At 66.5% G+C, this 15397-nt stretch carries 17 protein-coding genes; 13 read left to right on the plus strand and 4 right to left on the minus strand.

Going from position 1 to position 15397, the window contains the following annotated elements:
* The 4 genes from B4A39_RS10730 to B4A39_RS10745 all read left to right on the plus strand — a co-directional run.
* The coding region (locus B4A39_RS10730; protein WP_292036457.1) for a recombinase family protein at positions 1 to 301 on the plus strand (301 nt) is incomplete at its 5' end.
* Positions 298 to 507, plus strand: coding sequence for a hypothetical protein (locus B4A39_RS10735; protein ID WP_292036459.1), 210 nt, complete (start codon positions 298 to 300; stop codon positions 505 to 507). The genes B4A39_RS10730 and B4A39_RS10735, both read left to right, overlap by 4 nt.
* A gap of 118 nt (positions 508 to 625) precedes the next feature.
* Positions 626 to 1000: a TadE/TadG family type IV pilus assembly protein gene (locus B4A39_RS10740; RefSeq protein WP_292036461.1), complete on the plus strand. Its 375-nt coding sequence runs from the start codon at positions 626 to 628 to the stop codon at positions 998 to 1000.
* A gap of 1 nt (position 1001) precedes the next feature.
* Positions 1002 to 2639: a TadG family pilus assembly protein gene (locus B4A39_RS10745; RefSeq protein ID WP_292036463.1), complete on the plus strand. Its 1638-nt coding sequence runs from the start codon at positions 1002 to 1004 to the stop codon at positions 2637 to 2639.
* 33 nt (positions 2640 to 2672) lie between these two features.
* Here the strand turns inward: B4A39_RS10745 and B4A39_RS10750 are convergent, their stop codons facing one another.
* The gene (locus tag B4A39_RS10750; protein WP_292036464.1) at positions 2673 to 4070 is read right to left on the minus strand and encodes a M23 family metallopeptidase; all 1398 of its coding nucleotides are present in this window, start codon (positions 4068 to 4070) and stop codon (positions 2673 to 2675) included.
* A 288-nt stretch (positions 4071 to 4358) separates the two neighbouring features.
* On the opposite strand from B4A39_RS10750, the gene B4A39_RS10755 reads away from it, so the two are divergent.
* From B4A39_RS10755 to B4A39_RS10795, 9 genes are all read left to right on the plus strand, one after another.
* The gene (locus B4A39_RS10755; protein WP_292036467.1) at positions 4359 to 7529 is read left to right on the plus strand and encodes an intermembrane phospholipid transport protein YdbH family protein; all 3171 of its coding nucleotides are present in this window, start codon (positions 4359 to 4361) and stop codon (positions 7527 to 7529) included.
* Between the two features lie 88 nt (positions 7530 to 7617).
* Positions 7618 to 7803, plus strand: coding sequence for a YnbE family lipoprotein (locus tag B4A39_RS10760; protein ID WP_292036469.1), 186 nt, complete (start codon positions 7618 to 7620; stop codon positions 7801 to 7803).
* A 20-nt stretch (positions 7804 to 7823) separates the two neighbouring features.
* Positions 7824 to 8183, plus strand: a complete 360-nt coding sequence (locus B4A39_RS10765) for a YdbL family protein (RefSeq protein WP_292036471.1) — start codon at positions 7824 to 7826, stop codon at positions 8181 to 8183.
* Between the two features lie 9 nt (positions 8184 to 8192).
* Positions 8193 to 8492, plus strand: a complete 300-nt coding sequence (locus tag B4A39_RS10770; RefSeq protein ID WP_292036472.1) for a hypothetical protein — start codon at positions 8193 to 8195, stop codon at positions 8490 to 8492.
* A gap of 20 nt (positions 8493 to 8512) precedes the next feature.
* Positions 8513 to 8959 (plus strand): COG3650 family protein, encoded by a 447-nt coding sequence (locus B4A39_RS10775; protein ID WP_292036474.1) that lies wholly within the window; start codon positions 8513 to 8515, stop codon positions 8957 to 8959.
* A gap of 79 nt (positions 8960 to 9038) precedes the next feature.
* Positions 9039 to 10172, plus strand: a complete 1134-nt coding sequence (locus B4A39_RS10780) for an acyltransferase family protein (protein WP_292036475.1) — start codon at positions 9039 to 9041, stop codon at positions 10170 to 10172.
* Positions 10173 to 10209: 37 nt separating this feature from the next.
* Positions 10210 to 10737, plus strand: a complete 528-nt coding sequence (locus B4A39_RS10785; RefSeq protein WP_292036477.1) for a CHAP domain-containing protein — start codon at positions 10210 to 10212, stop codon at positions 10735 to 10737.
* A 55-nt stretch (positions 10738 to 10792) separates the two neighbouring features.
* Positions 10793 to 11638, plus strand: coding sequence for a tryptophan 2,3-dioxygenase (locus B4A39_RS10790; RefSeq protein WP_292036479.1), 846 nt, complete (start codon positions 10793 to 10795; stop codon positions 11636 to 11638).
* A gap of 64 nt (positions 11639 to 11702) precedes the next feature.
* The gene (locus B4A39_RS10795) at positions 11703 to 12188 is read left to right on the plus strand and encodes a PA2169 family four-helix-bundle protein (protein WP_292036481.1); all 486 of its coding nucleotides are present in this window, start codon (positions 11703 to 11705) and stop codon (positions 12186 to 12188) included.
* Between the two features lie 79 nt (positions 12189 to 12267).
* Here B4A39_RS10795 and rplS read toward each other — a convergent pair whose 3' ends face one another.
* Genes rplS through B4A39_RS10810 form a run of 3 tightly spaced genes read right to left on the minus strand, consistent with a single transcriptional unit; the run spans position 12268 to position 15341 of the window.
* The gene (gene rplS, locus B4A39_RS10800) at positions 12268 to 12690 is read right to left on the minus strand and encodes a 50S ribosomal protein L19 (protein ID WP_292036483.1); all 423 of its coding nucleotides are present in this window, start codon (positions 12688 to 12690) and stop codon (positions 12268 to 12270) included.
* A gap of 2 nt (positions 12691 to 12692) precedes the next feature.
* The gene (trmD, locus tag B4A39_RS10805; protein ID WP_292036485.1) at positions 12693 to 13445 is read right to left on the minus strand and encodes a tRNA (guanosine(37)-N1)-methyltransferase TrmD; all 753 of its coding nucleotides are present in this window, start codon (positions 13443 to 13445) and stop codon (positions 12693 to 12695) included.
* A gap of 51 nt (positions 13446 to 13496) precedes the next feature.
* Positions 13497 to 15341, minus strand: coding sequence for a DUF885 domain-containing protein (locus tag B4A39_RS10810; RefSeq protein ID WP_292036487.1), 1845 nt, complete (start codon positions 15339 to 15341; stop codon positions 13497 to 13499).
* Between the last annotated feature and the right edge of the window lie 56 nt (positions 15342 to 15397).

The raw sequence follows: 15397 nt of genomic DNA on the forward strand, positions 1-15397 counted from the left end.
GGGGCTGGACACCAGCACGCCATCAGGCCGGATGATGTTCCAGATGCTCAGCGTGTTCGCCGAATTCGAGCGAGCGATGATCCGGGAACGCATCATGTCGGGCCTTCGTCGATCGACCAGGAAGAGCGGTCGAAAGCCCATGCCCGACGACCGTGCGGAGGCGATCAGGAAGTCGTTGATCGACGGTATGGGCATCCGTGCCACCGCCCGCCTTCACAAGGCCAGCACGACCACGGTGACGGCTATCCAACGGTCCCTGGAGACGGTCAGGACAACCCACATGGGAATCGTCGCAGCATGACCGCCCCGACAGAGTCCGCCAGCCTGGACGCCGCCAAGACCAACGACCTCGATCCGACGATCGACCACGGTGAAGAGAGCCGTATCGGGACCGTGGCCGACGACACCCAGCCACCGCAAAAGGCTGAGCAACCCAAGTCTCTCTTCGGGTGCGCCACTTTCCTCTTCCATCGACTTGATAAGGTGATCCGCTTGGGTCGCCTTTAGATGTGCGCTTTCACCACCGCTTAACGGTGCCAGTTCTAGCTTTATCACCTTATATAGGTGAGGGCTGATCATGAGACGCCGCTTTCCCTCTTCTCGTAGCAGTAGTGACCGACGCGGCGTGGCCGCGATCGAGTTCGCCATGGTGGCGCCGCTGCTCATTCTGATGATGCTGGGCATGGTCGTTTACGGCGGATGGTTCTGGATGGCGCACAGCGTCCAGTCCCTGGCGTCGGAGGGGGCGAGGGCGGCGATCGCGGGTCTCGATCCTATCGAGCGGGAGACGCTGGCCCGAGGATTCGTCGGCGTTCAGATTAAAGACCTCGGCCTGAGAGCGGACCGCGCCGCCGTGGAGGTTGAAAGCACCTCCGGCCTGATCCGCGTAAACGTCGCCTACGATATCAGCGACCATCCCCTGATGGCTCTGGCGGCCATCGTGCCCTCCCCGCCCCGAATTATTCGGCGGACAGCGATCGTCCGCCTGGAAGGCTACTGAAATGACGCCCGCCTGGATTGGCGACAGGAGCGGCGGCGTGGCCATCATGACGGCCGCCTTTGGGGGCCTGCTATGCGTGCTCGCCGCGCTGGCCGTGGACGTGGGCTCGATCTCGTTGAAGGCGCGTCAGATCCAGGGTGCGGCCGATCTGTCGGCCATGGCCGCCGCGCACGACCTGGCGCGCGCCAACGCCGCCGCCCAGGCCACAGCTGTCGCCAACCTGCCCGACGTACAACGAGTCAGCGTGACGACAGGCGGCTATGTCGCTGACCCCCGCCTTGAGCCCGACGAGCGGTTCAGCACCGCAGCGCCCCGCCCCAACGCCGCCCGGGTCGAGGTGACGGCCCCCGCCCCCCTGTTCTTCGGACGATGGGTGCTGAACCGGGACAGCATCGCCGTGCGCAAGACAGCCACCGCCGCCATTCCGGGCGGCGAGTCCCAGGCCATCTTCTCCATCGGCTCACGCCTGGCGAGCCTGGACGGCGGCCTGGCCAACACCTTGCTGTCCGGGTTGCTGGGCAGCCAGGTCTCGCTGACCGTGATGGATTACCGCGCCCTGGCCGGCGCCCGGGTCGATCTGCTGCAGTTTTCAGACGCCCTGGCGACGGAGTTGGACGTGACGGCCGGGGACTACGACGCATTGTTCGAACAGGAGCTGACGGCTGGACAAGCCCTCAACGCCCTGGAATCGATAGCCGGCGCAGATACCCGCAGCATCCTCAACCGCCTGACCCAGGCGCCGATAGACGCCAAGTTCAGGCTGAAAGACCTGATCGGCGTGGATGCGGTCGCCAAGCAAGGACTGCGTGAGGCCCTGAGGGCCGACGTCTCCGTCCTGGACCTGATCATGGCGTCGCTGGAGACAGCCAACGGCGACCGTCAGTTGGCCCTGGATCTCGGCGCGCGCGCCGGACTGGCCGATCTGGACATCCTGCTGGCGATTGGCGAACGGCCGAACAAGTCGCCCTGGCTCACGATCACCGGCAAGGACGAGCCGATCATTCGCACGGCCCAGGCCCGGATCTATATCGAGGCGCTCACGACCCAGAAGCTTGCCGGCCTCGCTCAGGTCAAGCTGCCGATCCTGATCGAAGCCGCCGCGTCCGAGGCGAAACTGAGCCGGATCGACTGCGGCGGAGAGCCATCCGTCACACTGGACGTGCGACCCGGCCTGGCGCGCGCGCGCGTCGGCGCGATCGACAAGTCGAAGCTGAAGAACTTCAAAACGCCGCTGAGCAGCACACCCGCCACCCTGGTGTCGGTATTGAACCTGGTGACCGTGACCGCCCATGGCGATGTGGAGATCGCCGACCTGGACTGGCGGCGGGCGACCTTCAACTCCGCCGATATTGCGAGCCAGACGACCAAATCGGTGCAGTCACGCGGCTTCATCAACGGCCTGATCGTCAGCCTGTTGCAGCGCCTGGAGGTGGATGTAGGTCTAGGCCCCCTGGGCGGGCTTGGCCTGGGCAATCTGGTATCCACCCTGGGCGTGCTGCTGACACCGCTGGGCCCGGCGCTGGACGGCGTGGTTCAACCCCTGCTCGACCTTCTAGGCCTGAAGCTGGGCGAGGCCGACGTGCGCGTGCACGGCGTCCAGTGCCCGACCCAGGGTCGAACGCCTGTGCTGGTGGGATAGGAAGAGGTCTTCACCCCTTCCCGGCTTGGCTGATCAGCCTTCGACGGAACGCAGCCCCGAGGCCGAGGCCTGCTGCACCACGGGGCGGCGCTGGCCGCCGGCGGCGATGATACGGTCGATCCGGGCCTTCTCAGCGCGGAACGCCGCCAGATCAGCGCCCGCCAGGACGGTGCCTTCCTGGGTCTTGATGCCGGACGGATTGATCCGCTGGCCGTTGCGCCAGATTTCGTAGTGCAGGTGCGGCCCGGTGGAGGCGCCGGTCGACCCCACATAGGCGACGACCTGGCCCTGCGACACGCGCTGGCCGGCGCGGATACCGGAGCCGTAACGCGACAGGTGACCGTAACCGCTTTCCAGACCATTGGCGTGGCGGATGCGCAGCCAGTTGCCGTAACCGCCCCAGCGACGGGCCTCGACCACCACGCCGTCAGCGGGCGCCACGACGGGCGTGCCGGTGGTGGCGGCGAAGTCCATGCCCTGGTGCATCTTGCGATAGCCGGAGATGGGGTGGGTGCGAACGCCGAAGTTGGAGCTGACGCGGCGGAAGCTGGTCAGCGGGGTGCGCATCATGGCGGTGCGCGTGTTCTTGCCGGTGGCGTCGAAATATTCCGCCGTCTTCGCGCCAGGGCGCTGATAGCGGTAGAAGGCGTGGCCCTTCAGCTCGGCGTACAGCAGTTCGCCGGTCTCGACCGTGCGACCCGCTTCGGTCACCGAGCGATCGAAGACCAGGGTGAACTCGTCCGAGGCGCGCACGTCGCGCTGCATGTCGAACTTGTGCGCGAACAGCTGACTGGCGCGACGGACCACCGCCGAGGTGGCGCCCAGTTCCCGGGCGCTGGCCGACAACGAACGCTGGACCTTGTCATTGGCGACGACGGTTTCGTGCGTGACCTTTTCGTCGAGGGCGCGCAGGCGCAGAGCGCCGTCGAAGCTGCGCGACACGGTCAGCTGGCTGGCCGGACCGGTGCGCATGGTTAGACCGATCAGGCGGGCGTCGCCACGGCCGCCGCGCGGCTTGGAGACGGCGGTCTCGAACTTCAGACCGGCGCGCATATCCTTGAGGTCAAAGGCGCTGGCGATGGTGGCGGCGACGGCGCTGGCTTCTTCGGCGCCGATGCCGGTGCGACGCACGGCCTGCTCGAAGGTTTCGCCGCGACGGATCTGAACCGGAATGGCTTCTGGGGTCGTCAGACCGGCCGGCGCGCCAGCGGCGGCGTAGGCCTGGGTCTCGAGATAGGCGATCTGTTCCGAGGTCAGCGCCGGAACTTCCTCGGCGCGGACCGGTTCATAAGCTTGCCCCGCCACCAGAGCGATGGCCACAGCTGCAGCTGTCGTCAGGAGATGCGGCGCAAGCCGTATGGGCTGGCGGCGCGGATCGAACTGAGCCATCGGTCCCCGGCAATCGACGACGCCGTACTGGCGCCAAACCATTCGAATTATGGATCGCGCCCGGCAGCCCCGGAGACACGAAGCGAGCGATATAGCCCGTCCGTCCCATCTTGGGAAGCGCGCAGGTTACAATTGGTTAACTTGGCCGCCGCCACATCAAGTATTCCACCGTTTTTCATGAATCATCGGCGGACAACGGCCCTTTTCTCGCCTTGCTTGACTGAACAGTGACCGCCACGCCACGACCAGTGTTCAAACAGCAACGCCTGTTTTTGCTGCGCGTTCTGTGGCGTTGTTAGATCTCCTATCGCCGACGGACTCTCCACAGCCTTGACCGACGAGCTTCCCGCCTCCCCTCCGCGCCGCGTCAGACGATCTGTCGCCCGGACCGTGCTGATCGCCGGGATGATCGGCCTGCTGCTGCTGATCGTTCTGGCGACCGCCCTTTATCTTAACCGCCGCGCCGCAGCCCGCGAGCTTCTGGTCGGCTGGCTGGATCGCAAGGGGATTGATGCGGACGTCGAAGTGGAACATCTGGAAATCGACGGCTTCGTCGGCAAGATCACCATCGGCGATCCTCGGAACCCGGACTTCAAGGTTGAACGGGTCGAGGTCGACTACACCCTTGGCATGCCGTGGTCCAAGACCGGCCTGGGTGTCACGCCCAGCCGCATCCGTATGGTCCGCCCCCTGGCGCGCGCCAGTTGGAAGGGCGGCAAGCTGTCGCTGGGATCGCTGGACCCGCTGGTGGCGGAGTTCACCGCGCGACCGCCCCGCCCCGACAGCCGCGCGCCTCTGATCATCGTCGAGCAGGTCCGCGCCCGCATCGACACCGAGTATGGCCCGCTCCAGGTCTTGGCCGACGCGCGCATCGACAACAGCCGACTGTTGCAGTTGAAAGCGCGCCTGCCGGCTGCCTCGCTGAAGAGCGGCGAGGTCGAGGCACGCGGACTGAGCGCCACTGTCGACCTGACCACAAGCGGCGACCGCGTCGCGGTGAAGATAGACGCTGCAGCCGATCGTTTCGCCATGGCGGGCGCAGGCGGTGCCGCGGCCAAATTGAACCTGACAGGCAACCTGCCCTACCCCGATCTGAAGGCGCGACGTGGCGACGGACGCGCTGTCATCGCGGCCCGCCTGACCGCAAACTCCCTGTCGGCGGCCGGCTTGGAGAGCCGTCAGGCCGAAGCCACCCTGGACTTCGACGGCGTGACCGAAGGCTGGATCGAAACCTTCCGCGTCGTCGGCAAGGGGAAGACCCGGCTGCGCGCCCGGGACCTGACGGGCCAGGGCATGAAGGCCCGCAACGCCGATCTCTCCCTCGACCGCGCCGACATCCTCGTGAAACGCGATCAGCGCGGACTGGAGTGGCGGGTCGCTTCGCCCGCCTCGATCCATCTGGACAGCGGAACGGCGGCCGGAGCTACGTTGACCCGGGCCGTTCTGACCTCCGGCGGCCTGACGGCGGGCGGACGCGACGCCGCCTTTGAGGTGCAGGCCCCGCTGGCGGTCAGCGCCGCCAGCCTGGCCTCGGGCGATCTCACCCTGAACCAGACACGCGGCCGGCTGGAGTTCGACATGGTCCGCGACGGGGTGACTCGAATGACGGCCACGGGTGCCCTGTCAGCCGCCCGCGCCTCGTGGTCCGGCCTCGGCGCCCCCGCGAAAGACGACTTGCCCGAATTGGCCGAATTGAAGCGGGCGCTGTCCGCTTTCGCGGTCGACGCGCCCGGCATCGAGCTTTCGGCCGGCAGCGCCGGCACGGCGCTGGTCGTGACCCGTCCGGTCACGGCGCGGCCCTCGAACGGCGGCGTCCTGACCCTTACGCCCGCCAGGACACCGCTGTTCCTTGCTGAACCCGGCCGGCCTGGCGGCGGCGCGCTCAGCCTGACCGCGCAACGCGGCGGCGGCCTGCCGGAGGCCCGGATCCTCGTGCCGTCATGGAGTCTGACGCCGGGCGGTTTCCGCGCGACGCTGGAAGGCGAGGCGGCGCTCGACTTTGGTCCTGCCCGCAACCTCACCCTGACCACCCGGGGCGACCTGGCCTCCCACGCCGGACGCCTGACCTACACAGCGAAAGACTGCATCCCCCTCAGCATCGAGCGACTGGAGCTGGGCGAGAACGACGTGACCCAGGCGACCGGCCGCCTCTGCCCGTCCGACGCGCCGCTGATCACCGTAGCGGACGGCGGTTGGCGGGCACAGGGAAGACTGGCCGATGTCGCTGCGACCGCCCCCTTCCTGGCCATGCGCTTCTCGGAGGCTCAGGGACGGTTGGTGGTGGACGGCAAGCCGACAGGACTGGCGATGACCGCAACCATCGCCAGCGCCCAGGTCTCCGATACGACAGACCCGCAGCGTTTCCTGCCTCTGACCGCGACTGGCGAGGCGAAGCTGACTGACGAGGTCTGGAGCGGCGGGTTCGACCTGACACGACTGGACCACGCCATCGGCCGCATCGACCTGCGTCACGACGGCAAGGCGCAGGCGGGCGGGGTCACCATCAGCGCGCCCAACCTGGCCTTCACCCAGTACGGCCTGCAGCCCGACGACCTCAGCCCGCTGGCCGCGGACTACCTGAAGTCGCCGGTAGAGGGGTCGGTCGGGTTCGAGGGCCGCTTCGACTGGACGCCGACGGCTTCCACCAGTTCCGGCGTCGCCAGCATCCCCGAACTCGACTTCACCAGCCCGGCCGGCAAGGTTCAGGGCTTGAAGGGCCGGGTCGAGTTCACCAGCCTGACGCCCCTGATCACCGCCCCCGACCAACACCTGACGGTGGACCGCCTGGAGACGTTCACGCCGCTGACCGGCCTGGACCTGCGCTTCGGCCTGGATGAGACCTCCCTCGATCTGACCGGCGGCGCGATTCAGGCGGCGGGGGGCCGCATCAGCATCGAGCCCTTCAAGATCCCGCTGAAACCGGGCGAGTCCTGGGGCGGGGTCATCCTGGTCGAACAGGTCCAGCTCAATGAGCTGATGAAGAGCGCCAATCTGCAGGACAAGGCGCAGCTGGATTCGGTAGTCTCGGGTCGCCTGCCTTTCACCTACGCCCCCGATGTGGGCTGGCGCATCAGCGGCGGAGTGCTGAACGCCGTGCGCCCCGGCCGTCTGTCCATCAAGCCCGAAGTCTTCGACGATCTGGCCGCCGGCGGCGGCGTTGCTGATGGCGCAGCCCTGCCGCCCAACACCATGCAGGACCTAGCCTATCAGGCCATGCAGGATCTGGCGATCAGCGGCCTGTCCGCCGAGGTCAACAGCCTGGACGGCGGCCGTCTGGGCGTCAGGTTCCACATCAATGGCCGGCACGATCCGCCCGAGCGCGAACAGCTTCGTCTCAGTTGGATGGAGCTGATCCGGCGCGACTTCCTCAACAAGAAGCTGAACCTGCCGTCGGACACGCCGATTGACCTGACGCTCGACACGACGTGGAACGCCAACCAGATCGTCTCCGATCTGCTGGAGTATGCGCGCCGCGGCGAAACGCCCGCAATCAGCCCTTGAGATACGGCGCCGCTTTGTTCAGAACCCATTCACGCACCGGGGCGTTAGATCGTCGCGACCTCAACCGCCGCCTTCGGAGATCGGCCCCATGATCAGCAAGCGTCAGATCGCCCTGCTCGGCCTCGCCGCCCTCAGCGTCGCTGCATGCGCGCCCACGGTGAACATCAAGTTCAGCGAACCGCTTCAGATTTACGCCAAACTGGATGCCGACATCCGCATCAAACTCGACCAGGAACTGCAGAACCTCCTGCGCGAAAACCCCAACCTGTTCTGACCGAAAGAAAGGGGCTGAATATGAACCATCGCAAGCTCTTCGTCGCCGTCGCCGCTGTCGCCGCCCTAGGTGTGGCCGCCGGCGCCGCCGTGGCCCAGACCGCCTCGCAGAAGGCCCTGGTCGACCAAGCCAAGGCCGCCGGCGCAGTCGGCGAACAGGCTGACGGCTTCCTCGGCGTCCGCACCTCCGTGGCGCCCGATACCCAGGCTGCGGTCAGCGCCACTAATGCGGGCCGTCGTCAGGCCTACGCTCGCAGCGCCGCCGACGCCGGCACCTCGGCCGAGGTCGCGGGCGCCCGCATGTTTGAAACCCAGCTGCTGCCGCGCATCAACTCGGGCCAATGGTACAAGAACGCGTCGGGCCAGTGGGTCCAGCGCTGATCTGAGGCGATGAAGACGCCCCGGGCCGAAGGTCCGGCAGGACGCTTCCTGCTGGCCCTCGGCCTGGCGATCGTCATAGCCGGAGCCGCCACGCTCGGCCTGGCCGGATACTGGCGGTTGATCGACGGCGGACAGATGTCCGTCCACGGCTGGATCGCCATGGGACTGGGCGTCCTCGGCGCCATCGGTCTCGCCTGGTTGCTGATGAGCCTCGCCTTTCGGTCGGATCGCGACGGCTGGGACGATCAGGTCGACAATCGGCTGGACCCCGGCCGGGAAGACGCCGACAACAACGATCTGAACTACTGATCTTCTCTCGGAGCCCCGTCATGCGCCTTGTCCTGCCCTGCGCTCTATCGGCCCTGGCCATGACCGCCTGCTCGCAGCCCGTTGAAAAGGCGCCGGCAGCTCCGGCCGAGGCCCGCACCCTGGCCAAGGTCGATCTGGACCAGCCCTTGCGCGTGCTGGGCACCGAACCTTTCTGGGCCGTCGAGATCACGCCCGCTGGCCTGACCTATTCGGGCGTCGATCGCCCCGAGCAGAAAGCCGCCAACCCCGGCCCGATCTTGCAGGGCACCGTGGCGACCTGGACCACCGAGACCGAGGCCGGGAACAAACTCTCGGTCACCGTGATGTCCACCGATTGCTCGGACGGCATGAGCGACCGCACCTACCCCCTTACCGCCAAGGTCGAGATCGGCGGCGAAAGCCTGACGGGTTGCGCCGCCTCGAGCGCTGCGATCGCGGCGGCGGGAGAAAGCGGGCGGGTCGAATAGGCGGTCTGGCGCAAGGTTTGCAGCCAAAGCCTCAGGCCGCTTAACGCTTCCCAAAGCGGCGCTATCCCATGGTGGCCGCATGACCCCGGTTCAGACGCCTGTCGATCTTCGCCCGCTGACGGCGCTCCGCTTCATGGCTGCGCTGTGGGTGGCCTTCTACACCTTTTGGCCTAACCTCGACGTCGGCTTCATCCCGAACTTGACGTCCAAGGGCTATCTGGGCGTCGAGCTGTTCTTCGTGTTGTCCGGCTTTATCCTCAGCCACGTCTATCTGCACGCCTTCGCCGAAAAGCGTTTCTCCTATCGGGGATTTCTGTGGGCGCGGATCGCGCGGGTGTATCCGCTACATATTTTCACCCTTCTGGGCGTAATGGGCCTGGGACTGGCGGCCGTCGCCATCGGCATGAGCATCGACGGCAGCGTCCTCAGCTGGAAGACTCTGCCGGCCCATCTGCTGATGCTGCACGCCTGGGGCTTTGCCAATGAGGCGGGCTGGAACCATCCATCCTGGTCGATTTCGGCCGAGTGGTTCGCCTATCTGGCCTTCCCGCTGTTCGCCCTCGCCGCCTGGCCGCTGCGCAAACGGCCTTGGGTGGCGACGGCAGGCGCTGCGGTTTTCCTGATGGGCCTCTACGCCGCATTTGAGCGTCTGGCCGGCTTCCCCCTCACCGAGGCCACCTTCCGCTGGGGCGCGCTGCGCATCGTGCCCTGCTTCGCCTACGGCTGCGCCCTCTATCTGGTCTATCGTCGCGCACCCCTGCCCCGCGCCAGGCTTCTCGCCTCCATGGCTGCGCTGGTCATGGTCGCCAGCGCTTCAGTCCAGGCTTGGGACGCGATCACGGTTCTGTCCGCCGGCCTGCTGATCCTGGCTCTCGCCTCGATCCCGCATGACCGCGCCGGCTGGCTGGGGTCGAAGCCTGCCGTCTATCTCGGCGAGATCAGCTACTCGGTCTATATGGTCTGCGCGCCCTGGCAGATTCTGGCGGTCAATCTGGCCGCCCGCGCGACCGGGGCTGAGGACAAGCGGCTTCACGTTCTCGTGTGGTTGGGGATTATTCTGGGCCTGATCGCCGCCGCCGCCGCCACCTCCCATCTGATCGAACGCCCCGCCCGCAAGGCCTTGCGCGGCATGGCCGAACGGCGGAGGCCGCCTGTGGATCACGCAGCGAAACAGTCGGAAACGGTTCTTCAACCTTCGGACACTATCGTCTAAGGCTTGGTCCGCGTTTTAGTCGGGAGCACGCCAGATGATGAAACGGCTCACAGCCGCCGCGGTTGCGGCGACTCTTGGTTTCTTTGCGATCGGCCCTGCGCCGGCCAAGGCTGACGATCCCTACTGGCAGTGCGTGACCTTCGCCCGCATGTTCTCGGGCATCAACATCTTCGGCGACGCCTGGACCTGGTGGCGCCAGGCGGTCGACAAGTTCCGCACCGGCCGCGCGCCGGAAACCGGGTCGGTGCTGGTCTTCCAGCCCAGCGGCCGCATGGACAAGGGCCACGTCGCCGTCGTTTCCGACATCCTGACCGACCGCGTCATCCGCGTAACCCACGCCAACTGGGGCGGCAGCCGCGGCAAGGTCGAGGAGAACGTCACCGTCGTCGACGTCTCGCCCTCGGGCGACTGGAGCCGGGTCAAGGTCTGGTACAATCCGATCAACGCCCTGGGCACCACCGTCTATCCGACCTACGGCTTCGTCTACAAAGGCGCACGCGACGCCTTCGACAGCGGTCGCCAGATGGCTGCCGCCGCCGTCAACGAGCCTCGCGCCGCCAACTGATCTTTCCGCCGCCTCCGGGCTGGCCCTCGCGGCCTGATCCGGCGATAGGTGACGGATGACCGACGCACCCAAAGATATTCGCGGCCACGCGATCGAAGCCGCCAAGCATGAACCGGCCGGCATCACCTACGCCGGCTATCTGTCGCTTGACGATCTGCTCAGCGCCCAGCATCCGCGCTCCGACCAGCATGACGAGATGCTGTTCGTCATCATCCACCAGACCAAGGAACTGTGGCTCAAGCAGATCCTGCACGAAATGGCTCTGGCCCAGAGCCTGATCCGTGCCGGCGACCTGGTTCCCGCCTACAAGAGCCTGGCCCGCGTCAGCCGGATCCAGGCCGTCATGACCCAGAGCTGGGACATCCTGGCCACCATGACCCCGTCCGACTATCTGAAGTTCCGCGGCGACCTGGGCGCCAGCTCCGGGTTCCAGAGCGACCAGTTCCGTCGCCTGGAGACCATGCTGGGCCTCAAGGACCCACGCTTTCTTCGCTTCCACGTCGAGCGGCCCGAGGCCCATGCCGCGCTGGTGGCGGCCATGGAGGCGCCCAGCCTCTATGACGACGCCCTGCGCCAGCTGTCGCTGGCCGGCCTGCCCGTCCCCGCCGAGGTGCTGAACCGCGACGTCAGCCAGACCTATGAGCCGTCCGAAGGGGTCGAGGCCGCCTGGTTGGAGGTCTATCGCGATACAGAGCGCTGGTGGCCCCTGTACCAACTGGCCGAAAAGCTGGTCGATCTGGACGACGCCCTGCTGACCTGGCGCCACAAGCATGTGGTCACGGTCGAGCGCATCATCGGCCGTCGTCAGGGCACCGGCGGCACCGACGGCGTCGGCTATCTGGTCGAGACGCTGAAGCGCCGCTGTTTCCCGGAGCTGTGGTCGCTGCGCACCAAGCTGTAGACGCCGCCTCGGCAACCTTCGCCGAGGGCACGGGTTTCACCTGTGTCAGCCACGGAGGTTTCTGGTGAGCAGCCCCAACAGTCATGACATCAAGGTTCTGAACAGCCTCGCGGAAGGCCTGATCGACAGCGCCGATGGCTATGCCGAAGCAGCGGCAGAGACGGACGACGTCCGCTATCGCGATCTGTTTGTCCGTCGCAGCGATGAGAGGCGTCGGATCGCCTCGGACCTGCAGGCCGCCGTGCGGGGCATGGGCGGACAGCCGGAGGACGAAGGCTCGATTCTGGCCAAGGCCCAGCGCGCCTTCATGGACATCAAGCACGCCCTGATGCGGGACGACTCTTCGGTCGTCGGCTCCATCGAGAACAGCGAGGCTCATCTTCAAGCTCGATTTGACCGCGCTATGGACGATCAGGCCCTGTCGGCGACGACGCGCGAAACCATCCGTCGCGCCCAGGCCGCTGTCAGAACTGGCCATGACGAGATGCATCTCTTGCGACGCAGCCTGGAAGGGCAGCACGACGCAGACAATCCGCTGTATCCACAATAGCGCGAAGGCGCCCAACAGGAAAAAGGCCCCGGCGTTTCCGCCGGGGCCTCGATCTTCTCCGCGCAGGGCCGAAGCTGGATTAAGCTTCGTCGCCCTTGTCGGCCGAACCGGTGACCGGCACGGTCGCGCCCTTGGCCGGACGAACCGTCTGACGCTCGGCGATACGGGCCGACTTACCGCGACGGTCGCGCAGGTAGTACAGCTTGGCGCGACGGACGACGCCGCGACGCTTCACTTCGATGGAGTCGATGTTCGGCGACAGGATCGGGAAGCGACGCTCCACGCCTTCACCGAACGAAATCTTGCGGACCGTGAAGGTCTCGTTGATGCCGCCGCTGTCGCGGGCGATGCAGACGCCTTCGAACGCCTGGATACGTTCGCGCTCGCCTTCCTTGATCTTCACGTGGACGCGCAGGGTGTCGCCCGGCTGGAAGTCAGGAATGGTCTTGCCTTCGAGCAGGCGGGCTTTTTCTTCGGCAGCGATCTGCTGGACGATGTTCATATCTATTCTCCTCGGGCTTTAGCGCCCTTTGCCTTTGATTTGGCGGAGCCAGGCTCCGCAGCCGTCTTCGCCAGATGCGCCGCCCAGAGGTCCGGGCGCCGTTCTCGCGTGGTCTCTTCCCGCTGCGCCTCTCGCCATTGCGCGATCTTCTTGTGATCGCCCGACAGCAGCACCTCGGGAATGTCGTGCCCCTCGAACGTCCGCGGTCGCGTGTACTGCGGGTGTTCCAGAAGACCATCCTCAAAGCTCTCGGACGACAGGCTTTCAGCCGCGCCTAGAACACCGGGGACCAGTCGTACGCACGCCTCGATCGCCACCATCGCCGCCGCCTCGCCACCGGCCAGGACTGCGTTTCCGACGGAAATCTCCTCGAACCCGCGCGCGTCGAGCACCCGCTGGTCCACCCCCTCGAAACGACCGCAAAGCACGACGATGCCGTCGGCCTTGGCCCATTCCTTCACTCGCGCCTGCGTCAGGGGTCGACCGCGTGCGCTCATGTACAAAAGCGGCCGAGGCGGGCCTTCGAGGCTGTCTAAAGCCCGGGCCACCACGTCCGCTTTCAGCACCTGACCCGGGCCGCCACCCGCGGGGGTGTCGTCCAGGAAGCCGCGCTTATCTTCGGAAAACGCGCGAATGTCCAGCGTCTGCAGGTCCCACAGTCCCTTCTCGCGCCAGGCGGTGCCAATCAGCGACACGCCGAGCGGCCCGGGAAAGGCCTCGGGGAACATGGTCAGGACGGTGGCGGTAAAGGGCATGGCGGCCCTTTACCGTTCTAGCGGCCCAAATGCGAGAGTATGGCGCGAGCCTCAGAGCGCGGGCTTGCCCCCACCCGCCGCGATCCAGGCGTCGACCTGATCGGTCAGGACGTCCAGCGGCACCGAGCCGGAGCCGAGGACCACCGCGTGGAAGTCCTTGATGTCGAACCGGTCGCCCAGGGTCGCCTCGGCCTTGTGGCGGAGTTCCTCGATCTTCAGCTCCCCGATCTTGTAGCTGGTCGCCTGGCCGGGATTGGTGATGTAGCGCTCGACTTCTTTCTGAATGTCGCGCTCCGACAGCAGCGAGTTCTGGCGGAAATAGTCCATGGCCTGTTCGCGGCTCCAGCGCTTGGCGTGCAGGCCGGTGTCCGTCACCAGACGCACCGCGCGCCACAACTCAGTCGAGAGACGGCCGAAATCGGAATAGGGGTCCTGATAGAAGCCCATCTCCTTGCCCAGTTGCTCGGCATAGAGGCCCCAGCCTTCGGCGTAGGCGCCATAGCCGCCGAAGCGACGGAATCGCGGCAGGCCCTCGATCTCCTGGGCATAGGCGATCTGGAAGTGATGCCCCGGCGCGCCCTCGTGATAGCTGATGCCCTCGATCTGTGGCTTCAGCACCTGGGTCATGTCCGACAGGTTGACGTAGTAGATGCCGGGGCGCGAACCGTCGGGAGCCGGCGAGTTGTAGAAGGCGATGGAGGCCGTAGCCTCACGGAAGGGCTCGACCGCCCTCACCTCCAGCGCCGCCTTGGGCAAGGTCGAGAACCACTGCGGCGCCACCGCCATGACCTGGGCGATGAAGGCGCGGGCGTCGGTCAGATACTGCTCCTTGCCCTCCGCCGTGTTCGGATACTGGAAGCGCGGATCGGTCTTCAGGAAGACGAAGAAATCCTGCAGCGAACCGTCGAAGCCGACCCTGGCCTTGATGATCTCCATCTCGCGCTGGATGCGAGCCACCTCGTCCAGACCAATCTGATGGATCTGATCGGCGGTCAGGTCGGTCGTGGTCGAAAGCTGCAGGCGGGCGTTGTAATAGGCCTCGCCATTCGGCAGTCGCCACACGCCCGCGTCGCTGTCGGCCATCGGCTGCACCTCGGCCAGAGCCGTCAGAACCGTATCGAACCCGCGCTTGTAGGGGCCGGTCAGGGCGGCGCGGGCCGAGGCCAGCAGTCGGTCCTTGGTCGCCTGATCGGCGTCGAGCGCCCCGACCTTCTTCTGGAAGTCGGCCCAGACCGGGTTGTCGGCGCCGCCATCGAAGGGCGCGCCGGTGATGACGTTGCGGGTGTTCTCGATCGAGGGCGCGAACACAAAGCGGGGCGAGACCACACCCTCGGCGGCGCGGGCCTTCAGCGTCGTCGCGACCTGGCCCATGTAGCGCTCGGCCTCGGTGATGCGCGAGACATAGGCCTCGGCGTCCGACACGCTGGCGATGCGATGATTGTTGATCAGGAAGACCGGCAGGCTGGTCGTCGGATTGCCGTTGGCCGCGAATTGGAAGCCCCAGTCGCGCCACTGGTTCGACAGGCGCGCCTGCTGCACCCCGTACTCGAACAGACGCCAGGACAGCTTGCTCTGGGTGCTCAGCTTCGACGGATCGAACTCGGCCTTCATCTGCTCCAGCTGCGCTTCTTGCAGAGCCAGCGAACGGGCCGAGGCCTCGTCGGAGACATCGTCCAGCTTGTCGTAGTCGGTCTTGATCCCCAGCGAGGTCATCTGCTGCGGGCTGAGGGCGATCCGATCCTGGAAGGCCTGCTCGAAAAAGGCGTTGAGGCGCGCATCCTCGCTCTGGGCCTGAACCGCTGCGGCCCCGGGCGCGGCGGCCTGCTGGGCCATGACTGCGGGCGCGACGGCGCAAAGCGCCAGAACAGCGACGGTCGAAATCAGAAAGCGACGCATGAAACCCCCTCGGAACTGCGAGGCGGCACTGTTCCCGCATACAACGGGATGCGCAA

The sequence above is a fragment of the Brevundimonas sp. UBA4553 genome, from assembly GCF_002387245.1.
Taxonomy (GTDB): domain Bacteria; phylum Pseudomonadota; class Alphaproteobacteria; order Caulobacterales; family Caulobacteraceae; genus Brevundimonas.

What these genes read in the sequence shown, in the direction of transcription:
- B4A39_RS10765 (WP_292036471.1), top strand. Translation starts at nt 7,824, where the DNA reads ATGAACCATCGCAAGCTCTTCGTCGCCGTCGCCGCTGTCGCCGCCCTA.
- B4A39_RS10775 (WP_292036474.1), top strand. Translation starts at nt 8,513, where the DNA reads ATGCGCCTTGTCCTGCCCTGCGCTCTATCGGCCCTGGCCATGACCGCC.
- trmD (WP_292036485.1), bottom strand. Translation starts at nt 13,445, where the DNA reads ATGCCCTTTACCGCCACCGTCCTGACCATGTTCCCCGAGGCCTTTCCC.
- B4A39_RS10790 (WP_292036479.1), top strand. Translation starts at nt 10,793, where the DNA reads ATGACCGACGCACCCAAAGATATTCGCGGCCACGCGATCGAAGCCGCC.
- rplS (WP_292036483.1), bottom strand. Translation starts at nt 12,690, where the DNA reads ATGAACATCGTCCAGCAGATCGCTGCCGAAGAAAAAGCCCGCCTGCTC.
- B4A39_RS10785 (WP_292036477.1), top strand. Translation starts at nt 10,210, where the DNA reads ATGAAACGGCTCACAGCCGCCGCGGTTGCGGCGACTCTTGGTTTCTTT.
- B4A39_RS10750 (WP_292036464.1), bottom strand. Translation starts at nt 4,070, where the DNA reads ATGGTTTGGCGCCAGTACGGCGTCGTCGATTGCCGGGGACCGATGGCT.
- B4A39_RS10780 (WP_292036475.1), top strand. Translation starts at nt 9,039, where the DNA reads ATGACCCCGGTTCAGACGCCTGTCGATCTTCGCCCGCTGACGGCGCTC.
- B4A39_RS10770 (WP_292036472.1), top strand. Translation starts at nt 8,193, where the DNA reads ATGAAGACGCCCCGGGCCGAAGGTCCGGCAGGACGCTTCCTGCTGGCC.
- B4A39_RS10745 (WP_292036463.1), top strand. Translation starts at nt 1,002, where the DNA reads ATGACGCCCGCCTGGATTGGCGACAGGAGCGGCGGCGTGGCCATCATG.
- B4A39_RS10760 (WP_292036469.1), top strand. Translation starts at nt 7,618, where the DNA reads ATGATCAGCAAGCGTCAGATCGCCCTGCTCGGCCTCGCCGCCCTCAGC.
- B4A39_RS10810 (WP_292036487.1), bottom strand. Translation starts at nt 15,341, where the DNA reads ATGCGTCGCTTTCTGATTTCGACCGTCGCTGTTCTGGCGCTTTGCGCC.
- B4A39_RS10735 (WP_292036459.1), top strand. Translation starts at nt 298, where the DNA reads ATGACCGCCCCGACAGAGTCCGCCAGCCTGGACGCCGCCAAGACCAAC.